15 protein-coding genes and 2 tRNA genes are annotated in these 17028 nt (G+C 54.5%); 11 read left to right on the plus strand and 6 right to left on the minus strand.

Annotation, left to right across the window (positions count from 1 at the left end):
• Nucleotides 1-165 precede the first annotated feature (165 nt).
• The 3 genes from B9A24_RS07035 to B9A24_RS07045 form a co-directional block, all read right to left on the minus strand.
• Entirely contained in the window at nucleotides 166-483 is a 318-nt protein-coding gene (locus B9A24_RS07035) for a Uma2 family endonuclease (protein ID WP_159451974.1), read from the minus strand.
• 289 nt (nucleotides 484-772) lie between these two features.
• On the minus strand, nucleotides 773-3394 hold the full coding sequence (locus B9A24_RS07040) for an ATP-dependent Clp protease ATP-binding subunit (protein WP_084444473.1): 2622 nt from the start codon (nucleotides 3392-3394) through the stop codon (nucleotides 773-775).
• A 113-nt stretch (nucleotides 3395-3507) separates the two neighbouring features.
• The gene (locus tag B9A24_RS07045) at nucleotides 3508-4140 is read right to left on the minus strand and encodes a WbqC family protein (RefSeq protein ID WP_084444474.1); all 633 of its coding nucleotides are present in this window, start codon (nucleotides 4138-4140) and stop codon (nucleotides 3508-3510) included.
• Nucleotides 4141-4228: 88 nt separating this feature from the next.
• Here B9A24_RS07045 and B9A24_RS07050 point away from each other — a divergent pair, with 88 nt between their 5' ends.
• Both B9A24_RS07050 and B9A24_RS07055 read left to right on the plus strand, forming a co-directional pair.
• Nucleotides 4229-5119, plus strand: coding sequence for a hypothetical protein (locus B9A24_RS07050; protein WP_084444475.1), 891 nt, complete (start codon nucleotides 4229-4231; stop codon nucleotides 5117-5119).
• On the plus strand, nucleotides 5116-6018 hold the full coding sequence (locus B9A24_RS07055; protein ID WP_200813878.1) for a lysophospholipid acyltransferase family protein: 903 nt from the start codon (nucleotides 5116-5118) through the stop codon (nucleotides 6016-6018). The genes B9A24_RS07050 and B9A24_RS07055 overlap by 4 nt, the downstream gene beginning before the upstream one ends.
• Nucleotides 6019-6116: 98 nt before the next feature.
• On the opposite strand, the gene B9A24_RS07060 is transcribed toward B9A24_RS07055, so the two are convergent.
• Complete coding sequence (locus B9A24_RS07060) at nucleotides 6117-6746, minus strand: L-threonylcarbamoyladenylate synthase (protein ID WP_084444490.1); 630 nt, start codon at nucleotides 6744-6746, stop codon at nucleotides 6117-6119.
• Between the two features lie 303 nt (nucleotides 6747-7049).
• Here B9A24_RS07060 and mltG point away from each other — a divergent pair, with 303 nt between their 5' ends.
• The 6 genes from mltG (at nucleotide 7050) to B9A24_RS07095 (ending at nucleotide 12313) form a co-directional block, all read left to right on the plus strand.
• A complete protein-coding gene (mltG, locus tag B9A24_RS07065) occupies nucleotides 7050-8126 on the plus strand; it encodes an endolytic transglycosylase MltG (RefSeq protein ID WP_084444476.1) in 1077 nt (358 codons plus the stop codon).
• A gap of 381 nt (nucleotides 8127-8507) precedes the next feature.
• Nucleotides 8508-9011, plus strand: a complete 504-nt coding sequence (locus B9A24_RS07075; RefSeq protein ID WP_084444478.1) for an acyl-CoA thioesterase — start codon at nucleotides 8508-8510, stop codon at nucleotides 9009-9011.
• A 122-nt stretch (nucleotides 9012-9133) separates the two neighbouring features.
• Complete coding sequence (locus B9A24_RS07080; protein WP_084444479.1) at nucleotides 9134-10129, plus strand: YihY/virulence factor BrkB family protein; 996 nt, start codon at nucleotides 9134-9136, stop codon at nucleotides 10127-10129.
• A 107-nt stretch (nucleotides 10130-10236) separates the two neighbouring features.
• A tRNA-Ser gene (locus B9A24_RS07085) sits at nucleotides 10237-10323 on the plus strand.
• A gap of 91 nt (nucleotides 10324-10414) precedes the next feature.
• A tRNA-Ser gene (locus tag B9A24_RS07090) sits at nucleotides 10415-10499 on the plus strand.
• Between the two features lie 269 nt (nucleotides 10500-10768).
• On the plus strand, nucleotides 10769-12313 hold the full coding sequence (locus tag B9A24_RS07095; protein WP_084444480.1) for a SulP family inorganic anion transporter: 1545 nt from the start codon (nucleotides 10769-10771) through the stop codon (nucleotides 12311-12313).
• 506 nt (nucleotides 12314-12819) lie between these two features.
• Here the strand turns inward: B9A24_RS07095 and B9A24_RS07105 are convergent.
• The gene (locus B9A24_RS07105; protein ID WP_084444482.1) at nucleotides 12820-13437 is read right to left on the minus strand and encodes a thioredoxin family protein; all 618 of its coding nucleotides are present in this window, start codon (nucleotides 13435-13437) and stop codon (nucleotides 12820-12822) included.
• A 50-nt stretch (nucleotides 13438-13487) separates the two neighbouring features.
• Complete coding sequence (locus B9A24_RS07110) at nucleotides 13488-13976, minus strand: TlpA disulfide reductase family protein (RefSeq protein WP_084444483.1); 489 nt, start codon at nucleotides 13974-13976, stop codon at nucleotides 13488-13490.
• 439 nt (nucleotides 13977-14415) lie between these two features.
• On the opposite strand from B9A24_RS07110, the gene B9A24_RS07115 reads away from it, so the two are divergent.
• The 3 genes from B9A24_RS07115 to B9A24_RS07125 all read left to right on the plus strand — a co-directional run.
• Entirely contained in the window at nucleotides 14416-14622 is a 207-nt protein-coding gene (locus B9A24_RS07115; RefSeq protein ID WP_084444484.1) for a hypothetical protein, read from the plus strand.
• A gap of 14 nt (nucleotides 14623-14636) precedes the next feature.
• On the plus strand, nucleotides 14637-15542 hold the full coding sequence (locus tag B9A24_RS07120; protein ID WP_084444485.1) for a hypothetical protein: 906 nt from the start codon (nucleotides 14637-14639) through the stop codon (nucleotides 15540-15542).
• 213 nt (nucleotides 15543-15755) lie between these two features.
• Nucleotides 15756-17028 (plus strand): zinc dependent phospholipase C family protein (locus B9A24_RS07125; RefSeq protein ID WP_084444486.1); only part of this gene is annotated, 1273 nt, incomplete at its 3' end.

The raw sequence follows: 17028 nt of genomic DNA on the forward strand, positions 1-17028 counted from the left end.
CAATATAATATGAAAGCGCTAATCTGTTCGGCGTATGTTTTAGCCGCAGCGCGGCGACAAAAACCGTGTGGATGACTATGCCGCCGCGATGCGGCTCGGGCTCAGGCTTGACGGATTTACTATAAACATGCCGCCGCGCTGCGGCTACGGTGCTAGTAGAGTCAGTTAAGCCAGGTCAACATCCTCGTACAACTCGCTCATTGCAAGAGTAGTGTCAACACTTGGGAGTTTAATCGTGCCCAAAGGGTCCAAAATCTCAGTCAAAACCCATTGATTGGTTTCAATGCGGAAATACAGCTCCGCCCGAATGCCGAGCGAGTCAAGTAGCAGATAATCCCGCACCGAATCGATGCTGCGGTAGCGCACGAATTTGCCGCTCCGGTCGTAGTCAGCGTTCAAGTCGGACAACACTTCAATGATGACTGCGGGATTTACCAACAAGTCCAGCTTGCCGTTTCTCAGAGTTTCCGGCTGCCCGCACACGACCAGCGCATCCGATTAGAGGTAAGTTCCAGTCAGCGGGATGCGTAAAGTATTACGCAGTAAGCCAAAAGTGGTACCCGTAATCGTGTTATGCGGCAGTGACGCGTCCGATATGGCCTGCCCGTCCACGAATTCGTGCTTGAAATCGGAAGCATATTCTATCGCTAACTATTCCTCTTCCATGTAGCGGCGTTTGCGCGGTGATTCCATAGAAGACAGGTCTTTTCAAAAATACAAAAATGGCCGGCTCCTTCACAGGAACCGGCCATTTTCAATTATCTAACTCAACTTATTTCCCCTTGCCCTTAGTCAAGTCCGTGTCATCGTCGCTTGGCTCGGGGGCTTCCTCCGGCCGCTCATCGCTGGCCAGATTCGTCTTCTCACCGCTCTTGCTTACAGCAAAGGTGAGCTCTTCAGCCCCTTCCGCGAAGTCAGCGGTAATTACATCACCCTGAGCGATTTCGGCTTTCAGGATTTCCTCCGCAATCGGGTCTTCGATATACTTCTGGATAGCCCGGTTCAGCGGACGTGCACCATACTTCGGGTCGTAGCCCTTGTCAGCAACGAAGTCTTTAGCGGCTTCGGTTAGCTCCACTTTGTAGCCCAAGGTTTGAATGCGCGACAGAAGCTTAGCCAGCGAGATGTCGATGATTTTGTGAATGTCTTTCTTATCCAGAGAGTTAAAGACAATCACATCGTCTAGGCGGTTCAGGAACTCCGGCGAAAAGGTCTTGCGCAAGGCATTCGTGATGGTGCCCTTCATCATATCATCCATGTTGTCCATCCGGGTTTTCGTGCCGAAGCCGATACCCGCCCCGAAGTCCTGCAAATCGCGGGCACCGATGTTGGAGGTCATAATGATAATCGTGTTGCGAAAGTCCACCTTACGGCCCAGGCCGTCGGTGAGGATACCGTCGTCGAGTACTTGCAGCAGCAGGTTGTACACGTCGGGGTGAGCCTTCTCAATCTCGTCGAGCAGGATAACCGAGTATGGCTTGCGACGAATCTTCTCCGTCAGCTGACCACCTTCTTCGTAACCTACGTAGCCGGGAGGCGCGCCCACCAGGCGCGATACGCTGAATTTCTCCATGTACTCACTCATGTCGATGCGCACGAGTGAATCCTCTTTATCAAACAGATAAGTAGAAAGCACCTTAGCCAGCTCCGTCTTACCTACACCCGTTGGGCCAAGAAAAACAAACGAGCCGATAGGCTTCTTGGGGTCTTTCAAGCCTACACGCGTACGCTGGATAGCTTTCACCAATTGCTTGATGGCTTTATCCTGGCCAATAACTTTGCCTTGCAGCTCCTCACCCATGTTGAGCAGCTTCTGGCTTTCGTTCTGGGCCACACGCACCACCGGAATCCCAGTCATCATGGCGATTACCTCAGCCACGTTTTCTTCTTTCACGGTATAGCGCTTCTTCTTGGTCTCATCTTCCCAGCTTTTCTTAGCTGAGTCGAGTTGCTCCAGAAGCTTCTTCTCTTTGTCGCGAAGCTGAGCGGCTTCTTCGTATTTCTGCGACTTCACCACTCGGTTTTTCTCGCCCTTAATATTCTCAATCTGCTCTTCGAGCTTGAGAATATCCTCAGGCACTACGATGTTGTTGATGTGCACACGGGCACCAGCCTCGTCCAGAATATCGATGGCCTTATCGGGCAGAAACCGGTCGGACATATAGCGGTCGGATAGCTTCACGCACGACTCGATGGCCTTATCAGTGTACACGACATGGTGGTGATCCTGATACTTGTCCTTGATGTTGTGCAGGATTTCAATCGTCTCCTCGGGCGTGGTGGGGTCCACCATCACCATCTGGAAACGACGGGCCAAAGCACCATCTTTCTCGATGTACTGACGATATTCATCCAACGTAGTAGCGCCGATACATTGAATCTCGCCGCGGGCCAGAGCGGGTTTAAACATGTTGGATGCGTCCAGCGAGCCGGAAGCTCCACCAGCACCTACAATCGTGTGCAGCTCGTCAATAAAGAGGATAACGTCGGGCGACTTTTCCAGTTCGTTCATCACGGCCTTCATGCGCTCCTCAAATTGCCCCCTGTACTTGGTACCGGCCACCAGCGAAGCCAAATCCAGTGTCACCACGCGCTTGCCGAAGAGCACGCGCGACACTTTCTTTTGGATGATGCGCAGGGCCAGACCTTCCGCAATAGCTGTTTTACCAACACCGGGCTCACCGATGAGGATAGGGTTGTTCTTTTTGCGACGCGAGAGAATCTGCGCCACGCGTTCAATCTCTTTCTCGCGGCCTACGATAGGGTCGAGCTTGTCATCTTCGGCCAGCTTGGTCAGGTCGCGGCCGAAGTTGTCGAGCACGGGCGTACGCGACTTCTCGCCGGGCTTTTTCGCCGCCGAGCTGCTGCTGCCCGAGCTGCTGCCGCGGCCGGAGCCGCCGAAGAGCTTGTCGTTGTCGTCGTCGTCGGTGTCGGGGGCGCGGTCGGTGGGGGCAGGGTTGCCGTGATAGTCCAGCGAGTCGCGTACGGATTCGTAGTTCACGTTGAATTTGCTGAGGATTTGCGAAGAAATATTGTCTTCATCACGCAGAATCGACAGAAGCAGGTGCTCGGTGCCGATAATTTCGCTCTTGAAGATTTTAGCCTCCAGATAGGTGATCTTGAGTACTTTCTCGGTTTGTTTGGTCAGCGGAATTGAGCCGGTAATGCTCGTGCCTTGCGTAGCCGTGTTGCGGGTGGCTTGTTCCAGTGCGTACTTAAGCTCTTCCACCGACACACCCAATTTCTTGAGCAGTCCAATGGCCGTGCCTTCGCCTTCGCGGATCATGCCCAGCAATAGGTGTTCGGTACCGATATAATCGTGCCCGAGGCGGATGGCTTCTTCCCGGCTCAAAGAGATGACCTCTTTGACTCGATTTGAGAATTTAGCTTCCATGCAGATAAGGTAGTGAAGAAAATATAGATCCCCGCCGATAAAAGCGGGTTGGGCCGGATCAACCTGAAAACAGGAAAGGGCGGGCGAAGGTTCGGGGGCAGCGCTAAGGAAATCTACGCGAGATAGCTGCCAGCGTTGGGTCCCTGCGAAAAGAGTAGGTCCAATATGCTTAAATGAGGAACAAATTGCAGGCCAAAGGTCTGCGAATAAGGCCGCACCCAGTCGGGGTCGGACGGAGTGTCAGGTTCAGTGGGAGCAGGCGCTTTGGGTGTCAGCCAATCGCGCCGGTCTCGCACCGTAGGGTTGGGGTAGGAGGAATGATATTCAGGGGTAAATGCCACCGGAATTCGCAGCCGCAGGCATCGTAAGTAGAAGTGCAGTAAGGTGAGGTTAAGGTCAAAAAGCAGCGGTGGTTTTTGTACGTAGATATCGTGCAGATAGTCGGCGTAATATTCAAAATACGGACTGCCACCATAAGCGGTTTGCAGCGTGCGCCAATGCTGGTGGACCCAGTTTTGCCGATAATCTATCTCTAACGCTGCTGTTTTGACTTTCTCGCTCCGATTACCATCCACCACGGGCACTGTAAGCGGCTTTACGCCCTGGGCCGTGAGAATAAGACACCGATTGCGATAGGTTTGCTTGCGATAGTTTTCGTGGCTCTCCAGTAACAAAGAATCGGCCCCCACTAGTTCGGCGAAAAAGGCAATCGGCGGATTATAAGGCAATTCAAATAAGATGGGCATTGAAGCGGATAAATGAGGGGCGGCGAGCGAAGGCGCTGCAATAGTAAGGAGTTCGGGAGTACTTTCGCGGCGCCATTAATCAGTCAAAATGACAAAATTCTTCACCCAGCGGTTGCTCACTGGGCTGCTTCTGCTCAGCCATACCCTGGTAGCTCAGGCCCAAAAACCGGCCTTATTGCTCGACGTAGTACGCTTTCGCAATGAAAACACCGCCATAAAAGGGGCCGTTGTTGAGTTGTACGTAACCGTAGCCGGCCAGGCTCTGCTTTATCGGAAGCGGGCGCCGAAGGTGTTTCAGGCGGCGGCGGTGGTTATGCTGGAGGCCCGGCGTCCCGATGGCTCCGCGGCGTATCAGGAAACTATTACCCTGAAGCCACCCGTACTCAACGACACCAGCAGCGCGCTAAAAAATCCCGTCAACTTTCAAAAGCGCATCGAGCTGCCCGACGGTCAGTACACGCTACGGGCGACGGTGCAGGACCAGACCAGCAAAAAGAGCCTCGGCAAGCTGGAGCAGTCATTGACGCTGGATTTTGATCAGGAGAAGACGCGGCTGAGTGATATTGTGCTGCTAAGTCGGGTGGGGGGCAAATCGGCCGTGGAAGGCGACAATTTCACGCGTGGCGGCTACAGTCTGGCGCGTACGCCCAACGGCCTATATGCCCGCGGCGCCGACCGACTGGCTTGGTATGCCGAACTCTATGATGCGCCCTCGCCCTTGGTGCTGGCCACCCGCGCCAGAATACGCTCAGCAGCTGGTGGCCCCGATGTCATGACCGCCGCCGGCTTGGCTCGCCCCGTAGCCGGGGCTCCTCATTTGGTGCTAGGCGATATGAACATCGCTAACCTGATGGCCGGCGACTATAACCTGATCATAGAAGTGCGCGACGCCAAAGGCAAGCTATTGACCTCGCAAACTGCCCGTCTCCAACGCCGCCCCGACGAGTACGCGCCCGCCGCTGCGACTGTGCCCCGATGAAAAAAGCCCCCCAGAAACCTTATCCGTGGTATTACCGCCCCCTTGAATGGATGCTGACTGGCTTGGCGCACTTGCCGCTTTCGGTGCTGTACGTGGTGGCCGACGGGTTTTATCTGGTGATGGCCTACGGGTTGCGCTACCGAAAGCGGGTGGTGCTGACGAACCTGCGTAACTCTTTTCCCGAGAAAACAGAGGCACAAATTCAGCACCTAGCAAAGGATTTTTACCGGCACTTTGCCGAACTGCTGGTAGAAATTCTGAAGCTGGGGGACATTTCTGCCGCTGAGTTGAAACAGCGGGTGCATATGCCCAACCCGGAAGTACTGGAGAAACTGCTGGCTAAAGGCGGCCCGGTGCTGGCGTTAGGCTCGCACGCGGGCAACTGGGAGTGGATTATCACAGCTGGGGCAGTCTGGCTGGGGCCACGGGCGGATGGTGTGTATAAGCCGCTGGCCAATCCGTTTTTCGAAGATTTCGTGTACCGCCTGCGTACCCAGACGGGCGCTCGGCTCGTGCCTATGCGCGATACATTGCGCCACCTAGTGCGCCACCGCAACGAAGGTCGGGTGCTCAGTATGCTTAGCGACCAAAGTCCCAGCCGCGCCGATCAGCAGTATTGGACCCAGTTCCTGCACCAGGAAACGGCGTTTTATACTGGCGCTGATAAGCTGGCAGCGCAGTTTCATTGCCCCGTAGTATACGTCAGCATCCGTCGCCAGCGGCGTGGCTACTACGAAATGCGCCTTGTCGAGCTCTACGACGGCGAAACTTCCTTACCCAAAGACGGCCACCAGATTACTGAAGCCTTCGCCCGCCAGCTAGAGCGCGACATTCAAGCGGCCCCCGCTGATTATTTATGGTCGCACCGGCGCTGGAAGCATAAGATGGTGAAATGGTGAGTGGTGAAATGGTGAGTTTGACCTTCTTGAGGCGCAGACCGCGCAGATGGCGCAACCTAAGCATCAAACTCACCATTTCACCACTTCACCATTTTACCTTACAAGTACTGCTCGATGTCGCCGGCGCCCTGGCGGATAATGTCGAAGTCGTCATTGGTGCAGTCGACGACGGTGCTGGCGGTGTTGTTGCCGAAGCCGCCGTCGATAACCAGGTCTACCAGGGAGCGGTACTTCTCAAAAATCAGGTCAGGGTCGGTGGAATACTCAATCAGGGCGTCGTCGTCGTGAATGGAAGTGCTGACGATGGGGTTGCCCAATTCGCGCACCATACCCAGGCAGATGTTATGGTCGGGAACGCGGATGCCCACGGTTTTGCGCTTCACGCCGCCGTAGCGCGGAGCTTTAGGACTGGCCTCGAATATGAACGTGAAAGGGCCGGGTAGCGCTTTCCTCAGCACTTTGTACACCGGCGTGGTGATACCGTGGGCATAGTCGGTGATGTGAGAAAGGTCGTGGCAAATAAAGGAAAGATTGGCTTTCTCCGGGTGAATTCCCTTGATACGACACAGCTTTTCCACTGCTTTCGCATTATGAATGTCACAGCCTAAACCGTAAATCGTATCCGTGGGATAGATGATAACTCCCCCCTTGCGCAGCACTTCCACAGCTTGCAGCAAACGGTTCTGGGGCGGATTATCGGGGTGGATGCGGAGGAGTGTGGCGGCCATGAGCGGGCGAATAAAAGGTGAAGGAATCGGGTAAATACCGGCGTCGGGCCGGAATCGGGCAAGGTACTGCAGTAGGTAGATAACTGCCACTCCTTCGCATTTTTTTTGGTGAAGGTTGCTTTGCCAACGTTTTAAATCCAAAAAAAGCCCCCCAGCCGATCTTACCAGAACACTGGGGGGCTTTTTTCGCGTTAGCAACACCGGAAGTATAGAACGTGTACTTTTGAGCCCGAAAAAATAAGCTGATTACCAGCGCCCGGCGCGTTGCCAGTTCTTCCTTAATAGCTGTATCCTACCCTTCTTATGTCACAACTTACCCGCGCCGAATCGAAAGCCAAAGCCCAGAAGCGTCGCAACCGTTTTGCCGCCGTAGTAGCCGTGCTCGGCGTCCTGTTCGTGTCGTTCTCTTATTATTTCTACCAGGTTTTTTACACGCCCAATGTCGAAACCAAAGGCCAGCCGACTTATGTGCTTATCCGGCAGGGCCAGAGCTATAAGGCCGTCATGGACTCGATTGATGCTACGGGCGTTGTGATAGATCGGCTCTCCTTTCGCTTCGTGGCTAAGCTTATGAAGTACAACGAGCTGGTGAAGCCGGGCCGCTACGAGCTGAAAGATGACTACACCAACCGCGAGCTGGTCAATGATTTACGCCGTGGTATTCAGTCGCCGCTCAAGCTTACCTTCCAGAATATTCGCCTGCGCCAGGACCTTGCCGCGAAGCTGAGCACCACCATCGACGCCCGCCCAAATGAGTTCGATAGCCTGCTCAGCAGCCCTAGCTACACCCGCTCGCTGGGCTTCGATACCACGAGCATTCTTAGCATGTTCATTCCTAATACGTATGAGCTATACTGGAATACCTCGGCCGAAAACCTCATGCAGCGCATGAAAAAGGAGTACGACAAGTTCTGGACGCCCGCCCGCGACGCCAAAGCCAAAGCCCTGAACCTGAGCCGCACCCAGGTCAGCACGCTGGCCAGCATCGTGGAGGCCGAACAGCAGCAGCACGCTGACGAGCGCCCTCGCGTGGCTGGCGTCTACCTCAACCGGCTGGAGCGCGGCATGCTGCTCCAGGCCGACCCCACGGTGGTGTATGCCAACGGCGACTTCGGCATCAAGCGCGTTTTAAACGTACACCTGGCGAAAGACTCGCCCTACAATACTTACAAATACAAAGGTTTGCCCCCCGGCCCGATCAATCTGCCCAGCATTGCTAGCATTGATGCCGTGCTGAACCCCGAGGAGCACAAGTACATTTATTTCTGCGCCAAAGAAGATTTCAGCGGCTACCACGCCTTCGCCACCAACGAGCGCGACCACCTGCTGAATGCCCGCCGCTACCAGGCTGCCCTCACGCGGAGCGGGATTATGAAGTAATAATAAGCTTTATGATAGCAGTCGGAGGATTAGGGAATTCATATTGTAGTAGCACAGAATAGGATGAATACAGTTAGGCTAACCTTTGAAGGCTACAACCAGACTTTCGAAGCTCCAATGCGAGAAATTACTAGAAATGAGGAAGAATTACTCGATATATGGCCGTATATCGAGTCGATACCTGCTACTGATTTGGAAGGATTTGAAATTTTAAATGTGCTATATGTTTACAGAAACGCTAGTAACCTTTTTGAACATATACTGATAGGGACGGAAAACGAGAATGTGTTTTTGGTAATTATCATTCATATAGAACATTTGAAAATTCACGGTCATTACTTATTAAACGTGGTTAAGATGTACGGCTTAACAGAATAATTTATGTACTCTTCCGACATCCAAATCCGCGTCCGCTACGCCGAAACCGACCAGATGGGCTACGTGTACCACGGCAACTACGCGGCGTATTTTGAGGTAGCCCGCACGGAAGCATTTCGGCAGCTCGGTATCCGCTACAAAGACCTGGAGGCCGACGGCGTAGGTATGCCCGTAGGCGAGATTCGGACCCGCTTCCGTCGCCCCGCCCGCTACGATGACCTGCTGACCGTTCGACTATTGCTGCGCCAGCCAGCGGAAGGATCAAGGGTGTTGTTTGAGTACGAGATTTACAACGAAGCCCTGGAACTACTCACCGAGGGCCACACGCTGATGGTGTTCGTGAGCACGGCAACGGGCCGGCCGGTTCCCATCCCGGATGCCATTCAAACCAAGCTCGCCCCGTACTTTACCGACGACGAAACGGCTGGGCCACTTACACCTACCTCGTCCAAATTGCCCCCCGACGCGCCCGCGCCGGCGGCTTTTGCTCCCAAAAAGGACAAGTAGCGGCTCTCAATTCCGGGTAGCTTCGGATTTATAAGTTAAAATGGCCCGACAGGAAATCGGGGAGTGATGAACACCTGTTGGGAGGCAAATTGTTATGTCGATTGTAAGCTGACCATTGACCTATGAAAAACCCCGTCCGCCGCTACCACTATTCCGAGGTGCGTCGTCGGCGTTCGTACCGCAAGTTCATCGTGTGGCTCAAGCGCCTACGCTTCAACCACGGCCGCGCATCGGTGTACGACGTGCTCGACCGCATGATTCAGGAGCTAAAGCTGGACAGCATCACCAAGCGCGCCAGCTATATGGCCTTCAACTTTACAATCGCCATTTTTCCCACCATCATCTTCCTATTCACGCTCATTCCCTATATCCCCATTCCGCAGCTAAACATCGATATCCTCCAGTTTCTGCGCGACATCATGCCCCGCGAGATGTATGTGGCTACCGCCGATACCATCGAAGACATTATCAATATCCCCCACGGCGGGCTGCTCTCCTTCGGTTTCTTAACGGCACTGGTGCTCTCGTCCAATGGCATTATGGCCCTGCTGGATGCGTTTGAGAAGAAATACCCGTCGTTCAAGCGTCGCACCTACGTACGCAAGCGCGTCATTGCTACTCTCCTGACTATTGTACTCTCGTCGGTGCTGCTGTTCGCCATTGCGGGCATTTTCTTCGGCACCTATATTATCGATGCCCTGGTTTTCTACGAAATCGTACCTGAAGAGCTGACCAATCAGCTAATCAGCTTGCTGAAATATGGGTCGGTGGCGGGCTTGTTTTTGCTCACCACCTGCGTTATTTACTACTACGTGCCGCCCGTGCTGGATAAGTGGCCGTTTCTGTCGGCTGGGGCGGTGGTCGCTACGCTGCTTATTTTCCTGGTGTCCTTTCTGTTTATTCTGTACGTCAAGATTTTTGACAGCTACAATCACTTCTATGGCTCTATTGGTACGCTGGTAGGCTTTATGGTGTGGCTGGATTTTGTGTGTATGACTCTCATCCTGGGCTTTGAGGTAAATGTCAGTATAGATGCCGTTACGGGCCGCCTACGGACCATTGCCAACCAGCCCATCGCCATAAGCGGCCGGCATCTGGCCACGGTGGGAAAGCACTAACCAAGGGAGAAGCATAAAAAAATCAGTTATAATTACCCCCATGCATTGCTAATTGTCAATTGCCTCTTACTTTTGCCGTCCCTAAACCGTCTATTTGGGGAAGCGTTAGAGAGGTGGCAGAGTGGTCGAATGCGACGGATTCGAAATCCGTTATACCGGCAACGGTATCGGGGGTTCGAATCCCCCCCTCTCTGCGGTTTTCAATTAACAATGAGCAATTAACAGCCGTTTTGTTAGCGTTAAGTCTACTTGTTAATTGCTCATTGTTAACTGTTAATTGAAAATAGAGAGCTGGCAGAGTGGTCGATTGCGGCGGTCTTGAAAACCGTTGAGGGTTAAACCTCCGGGGGTTCGAATCCCTCGCTCTCTACAAAAAAGCCCCCCGCGTCTAATTGGACGTGGGGGCTTTTGCTTTTCAGACAGCAAGCATATGAATTTATGCTTACTAGGTAAGTGGGCTTAGATTAATGATCTGCCAATGAATGTAGGACCTACGCAGTTGCCTGTGCGAAATTGCCTCTACTGCCCCTGGGGGGCTTTTTTCAGATTACCCCGCCCTGAATACAGGCTTTTAGTATTCCTATTCCTGCTCTTTGCTAAAAGCAGACGGATTTCCTTTGTCCATCTTTAGTGTGTTTTATGCAACAGGTATTTCAGTACTTCACTCAGTACCAAGTCAATTACAAGAACGAAATCCTATCGGGCCTCACCGTGGCCCTGGCCTTGATTCCAGAGGCGGTAGCCTTTTCCCTCATTGCGGGAGTGCCGCCGCTGGTAGGCTTGTATGCCGCCTTCGTGATGGGGCTTGTTACCTCCCTACTGGGCGGACGACCCGGTATGATTTCAGGAGCAACCGGCGCGGTGGCTGTCGTGTTGGTCGCCTTGGCCAAAAGCCACGGCGTAGAATACATCTTCGCCACCGTTGTGTTGGCCGGTATGATACAGGTGCTGGCTGGAGTGTTACGTCTGGGTAAGTTTATTCGGTTAGTGCCGCACTCGGTGATGTTTGGCTTCGTCAACGGGCTGGCCATTATCATCTTCCTCTCCCAGTTAGTCCAATTTCAAACCATAGACGCAGCTGGCGCAAGCCACTGGCTGACGGGGACTCCCTTGCTTACTATGCTTTGGCTGGTGGGCCTCACCATCATCATTATCGTGGGGCTGCCGCGTCTGACTAAGGTGGTGCCGGCCTCGCTGGCTGCTATCCTGACCGTATCAGCGCTGGTTATTGGGTTGGGCATTGATACTAAAACGGTCGGTGATATTGCCTCCATTAAAGGCGGCTTTCCGCCTTTCCATATTCCGGCCGTGCCCTTCTCGCTGGAAACGCTGGCCCTTATTTTTCCCTATGCGGCCATCGTGGCGAGCGTGGGCCTGATTGAGAGCCTGCTGACGCTGAATCTGATTGATGAAATCACGGAAACGCGGGGCCGCACCAACAAAGAGTGCGTAGCGCAGGGTGTGGCTAATATCACCTCGGGCTTCTTCTTCGGGATGGGCGGCTGCGCCATGATTGGGCAAAGCCTGATCAATATTTCGTCCGGGGCCCGCGCCCGCATTTCTGGGGTTGTGGCGGCGATAATGCTGCTAGTCTTCATCATGTTCGGCGCTTCCTACATTGAGCAGGTGCCCATGGCCGCTCTCACGGGCCTGATGATCATGGTGTCGGTGGGTACCTTCGAGTGGGCTTCGCTGAGGACGTTTGGCAAGATGCCTGTTTCCGATGTGCTGGTGATGGTGCTGGTTACGGGTATCACCGTGGCCCTGCACAACCTAGCGCTGGCCGTGCTCATCGGCGTTATCATCGCCGCTCTGGTTTTTGCCTGGGAAAACGCCACCCGCATCCGGGCGCGCAAGCATCTCGACGAGGCGGGCGTGAAGCACTATGAACTGTTCGGGCCATTGTTCTTTTGCTCGGTGCAAACCTTCAATGAGAAGTTCGATGTGCAAAACGACCCCGTCGAAGTGGTCATCGACTTCAAAGAAAGCCGGGTGGCGGATATGTCGGCCATCGAGGCCCTAAACAAGCTGACGGAGCGCTACCACCGGGCCGGCAAGAAAGTCCACTTGCGTCACCTTAGTCCCGATTGCCGGAAGTTACTGACCAGGGCCGAATCCCTCATCGACGTCAACGTTCTGGACGACCCACTATACACGGTATCCGGAGCGAATCAGATTTACTAAACGGGTTGCTAGCATGATACCTGAGATTCCCCGTTGGCAGCAGTATATGTTGTTAGTAGGTGCTTTATTAGCCGTTGTTACCAGTATGTGTTTGCGTTTTACTGGCCATACGCTGAGTCAGAGCTTTGTGGCTCTGTTTCTGCCGCTGCTGCTATGGTGGCCCCATCCGGAGGAACCCGTCAAACGCTTGTACTGGTGGCTGATGGTGTTTTTAGCAATCGGATTGGAAATTATGCTGCTAGCCGTTGCTCTGCCGCAGCTGCCACTCAACCAGAACAGATCTTTTCTGACTTGACTAAGTCCTCGCGCAGGTGCAGGCCCACGAGCTGGAGCAAAATATGCCTGAACAGCTAGTTGAAGGGGGCATGAGACGAAAAGCCAGCTTCGGGGCAGGCATTCGTTTAGCAAAAAGCATAAACAGCCCTGCTCCCGGATAAGGTGGTGGGGCTGTTTGAGTGAAGTCTAAGGAGAGAAGAGCTTATCAACTAACCGCTGGGGGGCTTTTTTTACGCCTTCTTCCACTTTATGGTGCAGCCAACGGCTTTCGTGGAGTTGGGAGCGGCAGGTTTGCCAGCCATGATGTCGGTGAGAGCATTCTCCACGTACCTGGTTTTCACCGCGGTAGGCTCTTCTGAGTTGTCATCGATGGCGCCAATGTAGGCTACCTTCAAAGCGTTGCCCTGGCGGGTGAGCACGTAAAGGTGGGGCGTGCGGGTAGCGCCGTAAGCCTGGGCCACGCTCTGGGTTTCGTCGAAGAGGTAAGGAAAAGGATACTTTTTGCTACTGGCGCGGGCCTGCATCTTCTCAAACGAGTCGCCGGGCGCTACGGCCGGGTCGTTGGGGTTGATGGCTACCACGGGATAGCCCTGGGGGGCAAATTTGTTGTGCAAATCAATGATGCGGCTCTCGTAGGCCTGGGCGTAGGGGCAGGTGTTGCAAGTAAACACCACGATAAAGCCTTTGGCGGCCTTGTTATCGGCCAGCGCCAGAAGCTTGCCGTCTATGTTTTTCAGTTTAAAGTCGGTGGCCGTGTCGCCTACCTGATAGCCGCCGGAAGGCCGCACAAAAGCGCTCAGCAGCACGAAGCTAAAGCACAGGACGAAGAAGGAAGTTAGCTTTTTCATCGAAAGGCAAACAAGTTAGAGGTGAGAAGATACGCGCTAAACCGACCTGGCTAACGCAAAAACCTAGTGAGCTGCGTGGTAAGTTCGGCTTGGGTAAACTCCTGCTCGAAGGCGGCACGCTTCTGCTTTTTATTGTTGAGCATCAGCGTGAAAGGAATTGCCCCCGACCACGTATTATCTACTTTCCCGAGCCAGGTATTGGGGTCCGTTTCGTTGAGCAGCAGCACTTCGGATTTGAGGCCGCGTTTCTGCACAAACGGCTTTACTTTTTTATCAAGCTGAGAAGCGTAGTCCAGACTTACCAGCAACACTTTCACTTTCTGGCCAGCGTAGGTCTTATTGGCTTGCTCAAAATACGGCAGCTCCTTAATACAAGGGCCGCACCACGTTGCCCAGAAGTTGACCACATACGTCGTGTCGTTGGGCTGGCTCAGGCGCTTCTCCAGGGCCGGAAACTTTACCACTTCCACTTGCTGGGCCTGACTAGGCGTGGCCAGCAGCAAGAGTGAGCCAATTAGTAGGAGCTTATAAAATGACATAGTTGCTAAACGTTGTTTATAGGGCTTTGGTACGAAGACTGTCCGAAAATCAGGAACAACCAATTGTCGCGGCCTAGTGCTGAAATTTTCCCTTATCTACTTAAGGCACTAGAAGACAACTTGAATACTTTAATGTAGGCAACAGCCACTACTGTGGAGTTTGCCGTTTAAGTAGGCTTTACTAACTGAACAGTGCCTGATACTTCTGCCTCTGCGCCCGTCCTGACTCCGGCTAAACCCCAGAAAAAGGCGCGGCGGTGGGGCAAATGGTTGCTTGTCGCAGCCGTCGTAATAGCGGCATTAATCGGCGCAGTGCTTTTTCTGCTCGACCCTTGGCTGCGGCGAACAGTGGAGCGCCAGGTAGCGACAGCTTCCAAAGGCTATTATCAGCTGTATAGTAGGAGAGCTGCAAACCAGCTTATGGCACCGCTCCCTGACTTTGCGGGGCCTGCGGCTGCGCTCCGACTCCACCAACGGTAACAGCAAGCTTCCCCGCCTGCGGGCTGATGTAGGCTTGGTGCGGGTAGAGGGCATCGGGCTGCTGGCATTGCTGCGTCGCAAGGAGGTGCCCCTGGATACGGTGCTGGTACGAAACGTGCGCCTGGAAGTAGGCAAAATGCCCCCCAGCTCCAAGCCGATGGCCTGACGCTGACGCCCACCATGAGCACTTCCGAGTTTGCCCGCCGCAAGGCTCAGTCGGTGCCGCGCATGGCGGTGCAGCTGCCCCGGCTGCGCCTGGCGGGCCTCGATTATAGTGCGCTGGCGCGCGAAGGAGCTCTTGTAGCCGGCTTGCTGGAGCTGCGCGACCCGCGCCTTCAGGTAACCAACAACGCCAATTATCCGCAGCCCGCGCGGGCTTCCACCGTCACGCCGGAGCAGCTGCGGCAGCTGCCCTTTCGATTGGATATAGCACTGGCCCGCATTATCAACTTCAACTTTCGAAGCGCCGAAATCGTGAAAGGTGGCTCCGAGCCAGGCATATTCAACCTGACCCGCTTCAATGCCAGCATCACGCATCTTACCAACGACGCGGCCGTAGCAGCGGCCCGCCCGAGTATTGGGCGCGTATCGGGGTATCTGGAGGATAAATGCCTAGTGGAAGGCGTGTTCCGCTTCAATCTGCGCGACCCGCAGGGCGGCCACAGCTTTGTTGGCAGTTTTGGGCCGGTGCCCTTCGCAATTCTGAACCCCGTAAGCGAGCCGGCGGCCTTCATCCGCTTTGATAAAGGCCGGGTAGAGCGAATCTTATGCAACGTGCAGTTCACCAAACAGGGCGCCAACGGCATGGTTTGGGCACGCTACTCCGATCTGAAAGTGTCGATGCTTAAAAAGAAGCCCGGCCCCGATAAGAAAAACATACTTACCCGCGTGGGCTCCCTGCTGACCAATGCCTTACTCGTGCGCGACAATAATCCGCGCAAGCCCAATCAGAGTCTGGAGCCGGGCCAGGTGAAAATAGACCGCGATCTGCGCTACTCGGTGTTTCGGGTGTGGCGCGTGGCCGTGGTCGATGGCATGCTCAGTAGCTTCGGCGTGCCCGAAGTCATTGCTGATAAAGTAGAGTAAAAAGTTGCTATCAACCGTCAGTGAAAGCTGTTTGAGCAGCCGAACCGGCAAGGGTGATATCTTTACTGAAAATGCCCCCCAGCGCTTCTTAGGGGCCAGAACTAAAGCGGCAAAATAGTTCTGGGCTATGCATAACTCCCGTTCAGCTTTCGCGTACTGACTATTCTAAAAATCCTACTTTCAGCATCCTGCCTCTTGCTCCCTCCCTCTACTATGCTGAAATGGCTTTTTTCCGCTCTGGCGGCTCTGCTGCTCTGCGCGCCATCAGCCGCTGCATATTCCGTGCTTACCCACCAGGCCAACATCGACTCAACCTGGAATGTATGTTTGGTGCCCCTGCTGAAAAGCAAATATGGCACCGCCACCCGCGAGGAATGGATTGAGGCCAAATCGCACGCGTACGGGGGGGCAATTATTCAGGATATGGGTTTCTATCCATTCGGTTCCGAGCTGTTTACCAACCTTACGCACTACGTCCGCAGCGGCGACTTCGTCCGCAACCTGCTCGATGAGGCCCACGACCGCAATGAGTATGCCTTCGCTTTGGGTGCCCTGGCGCATTACGTAGCCGATATTAAGGGGCACCCGGCGGGCACCAATGTGGCCATGGCCTCCGTGTATCCCGAGTTGAGGGCGAAATTTGGCCCCGCCATCACCTACCACGAGGCACCCGTGCAGCATACCCAGCTGGAATTTGCCTTCGATGTAGTGCAGCTAGCCAGTGGCCGGTACCGCTCGGCTGACTACCAGAGCTTTATCGGTTTTCAGGTGAGCAAACCCGTTCTCGAACGCGCTTTCTTAAAAACTTATGGCTTAGAGCTGGGTCAGGTGCTGGCTAATGTCAACCTGGCCATAGGCAGCTACCGCTTTGCTGTGCGCCAGCTCATCCCGATTGCGGCCCGCGCCGCCTGGCACGCCGAGCGCAACGAAATCAGGAAGCTGAGCCCCCAGGCCCGCCGCCGCGATTATATGTACCGGCAAAGTGAGCGGGCGTATCGGCGTCAGTACGGCGCCGACTACCAGAAGCCTGGCTTTGGGGCCCGCATGCTCTCCCTGGTGGTGCGGGTGCTGCCCAAAATTGGTCCTCTTCAGCCCTTTGCCTTCAAGCTGCCCACCCCGGAAGCCCAGGAGCTGTTTAAGAAAAGCGTCCGCATCGTGATGAAGGAATACTGTACCCTGGCTCAGCAGGAGCAAACAGCCAAGTCGCCCCCGCTGTCGAATGCCGACTTCGATACGGGCCGCCCCACGCGGGCGGGCGAATACGCCCTTGCCGACGAAACCTACGGGGAATGGGTGCGCAAGCTCGCCGACAAGAAATTCGAGAATATCTCGGCCCCGCAGCGGCAAAACATCCTGACCTTCTTTGGTGATATGTCGAAGTTGCCCGTGGATGAAGAGGAGAAGGAAACCAAAAACTTGGAAAAAACCCAGGAAGCGCTGAAAGAGCTGCGCGCCTTGCAGGCACCAGCGGAGGAGGCGAAGCCAT

The sequence above is a fragment of the Hymenobacter roseosalivarius DSM 11622 genome (assembly GCF_900176135.1).
In the GTDB taxonomy this organism is placed as follows: domain Bacteria; phylum Bacteroidota; class Bacteroidia; order Cytophagales; family Hymenobacteraceae; genus Hymenobacter; species Hymenobacter roseosalivarius.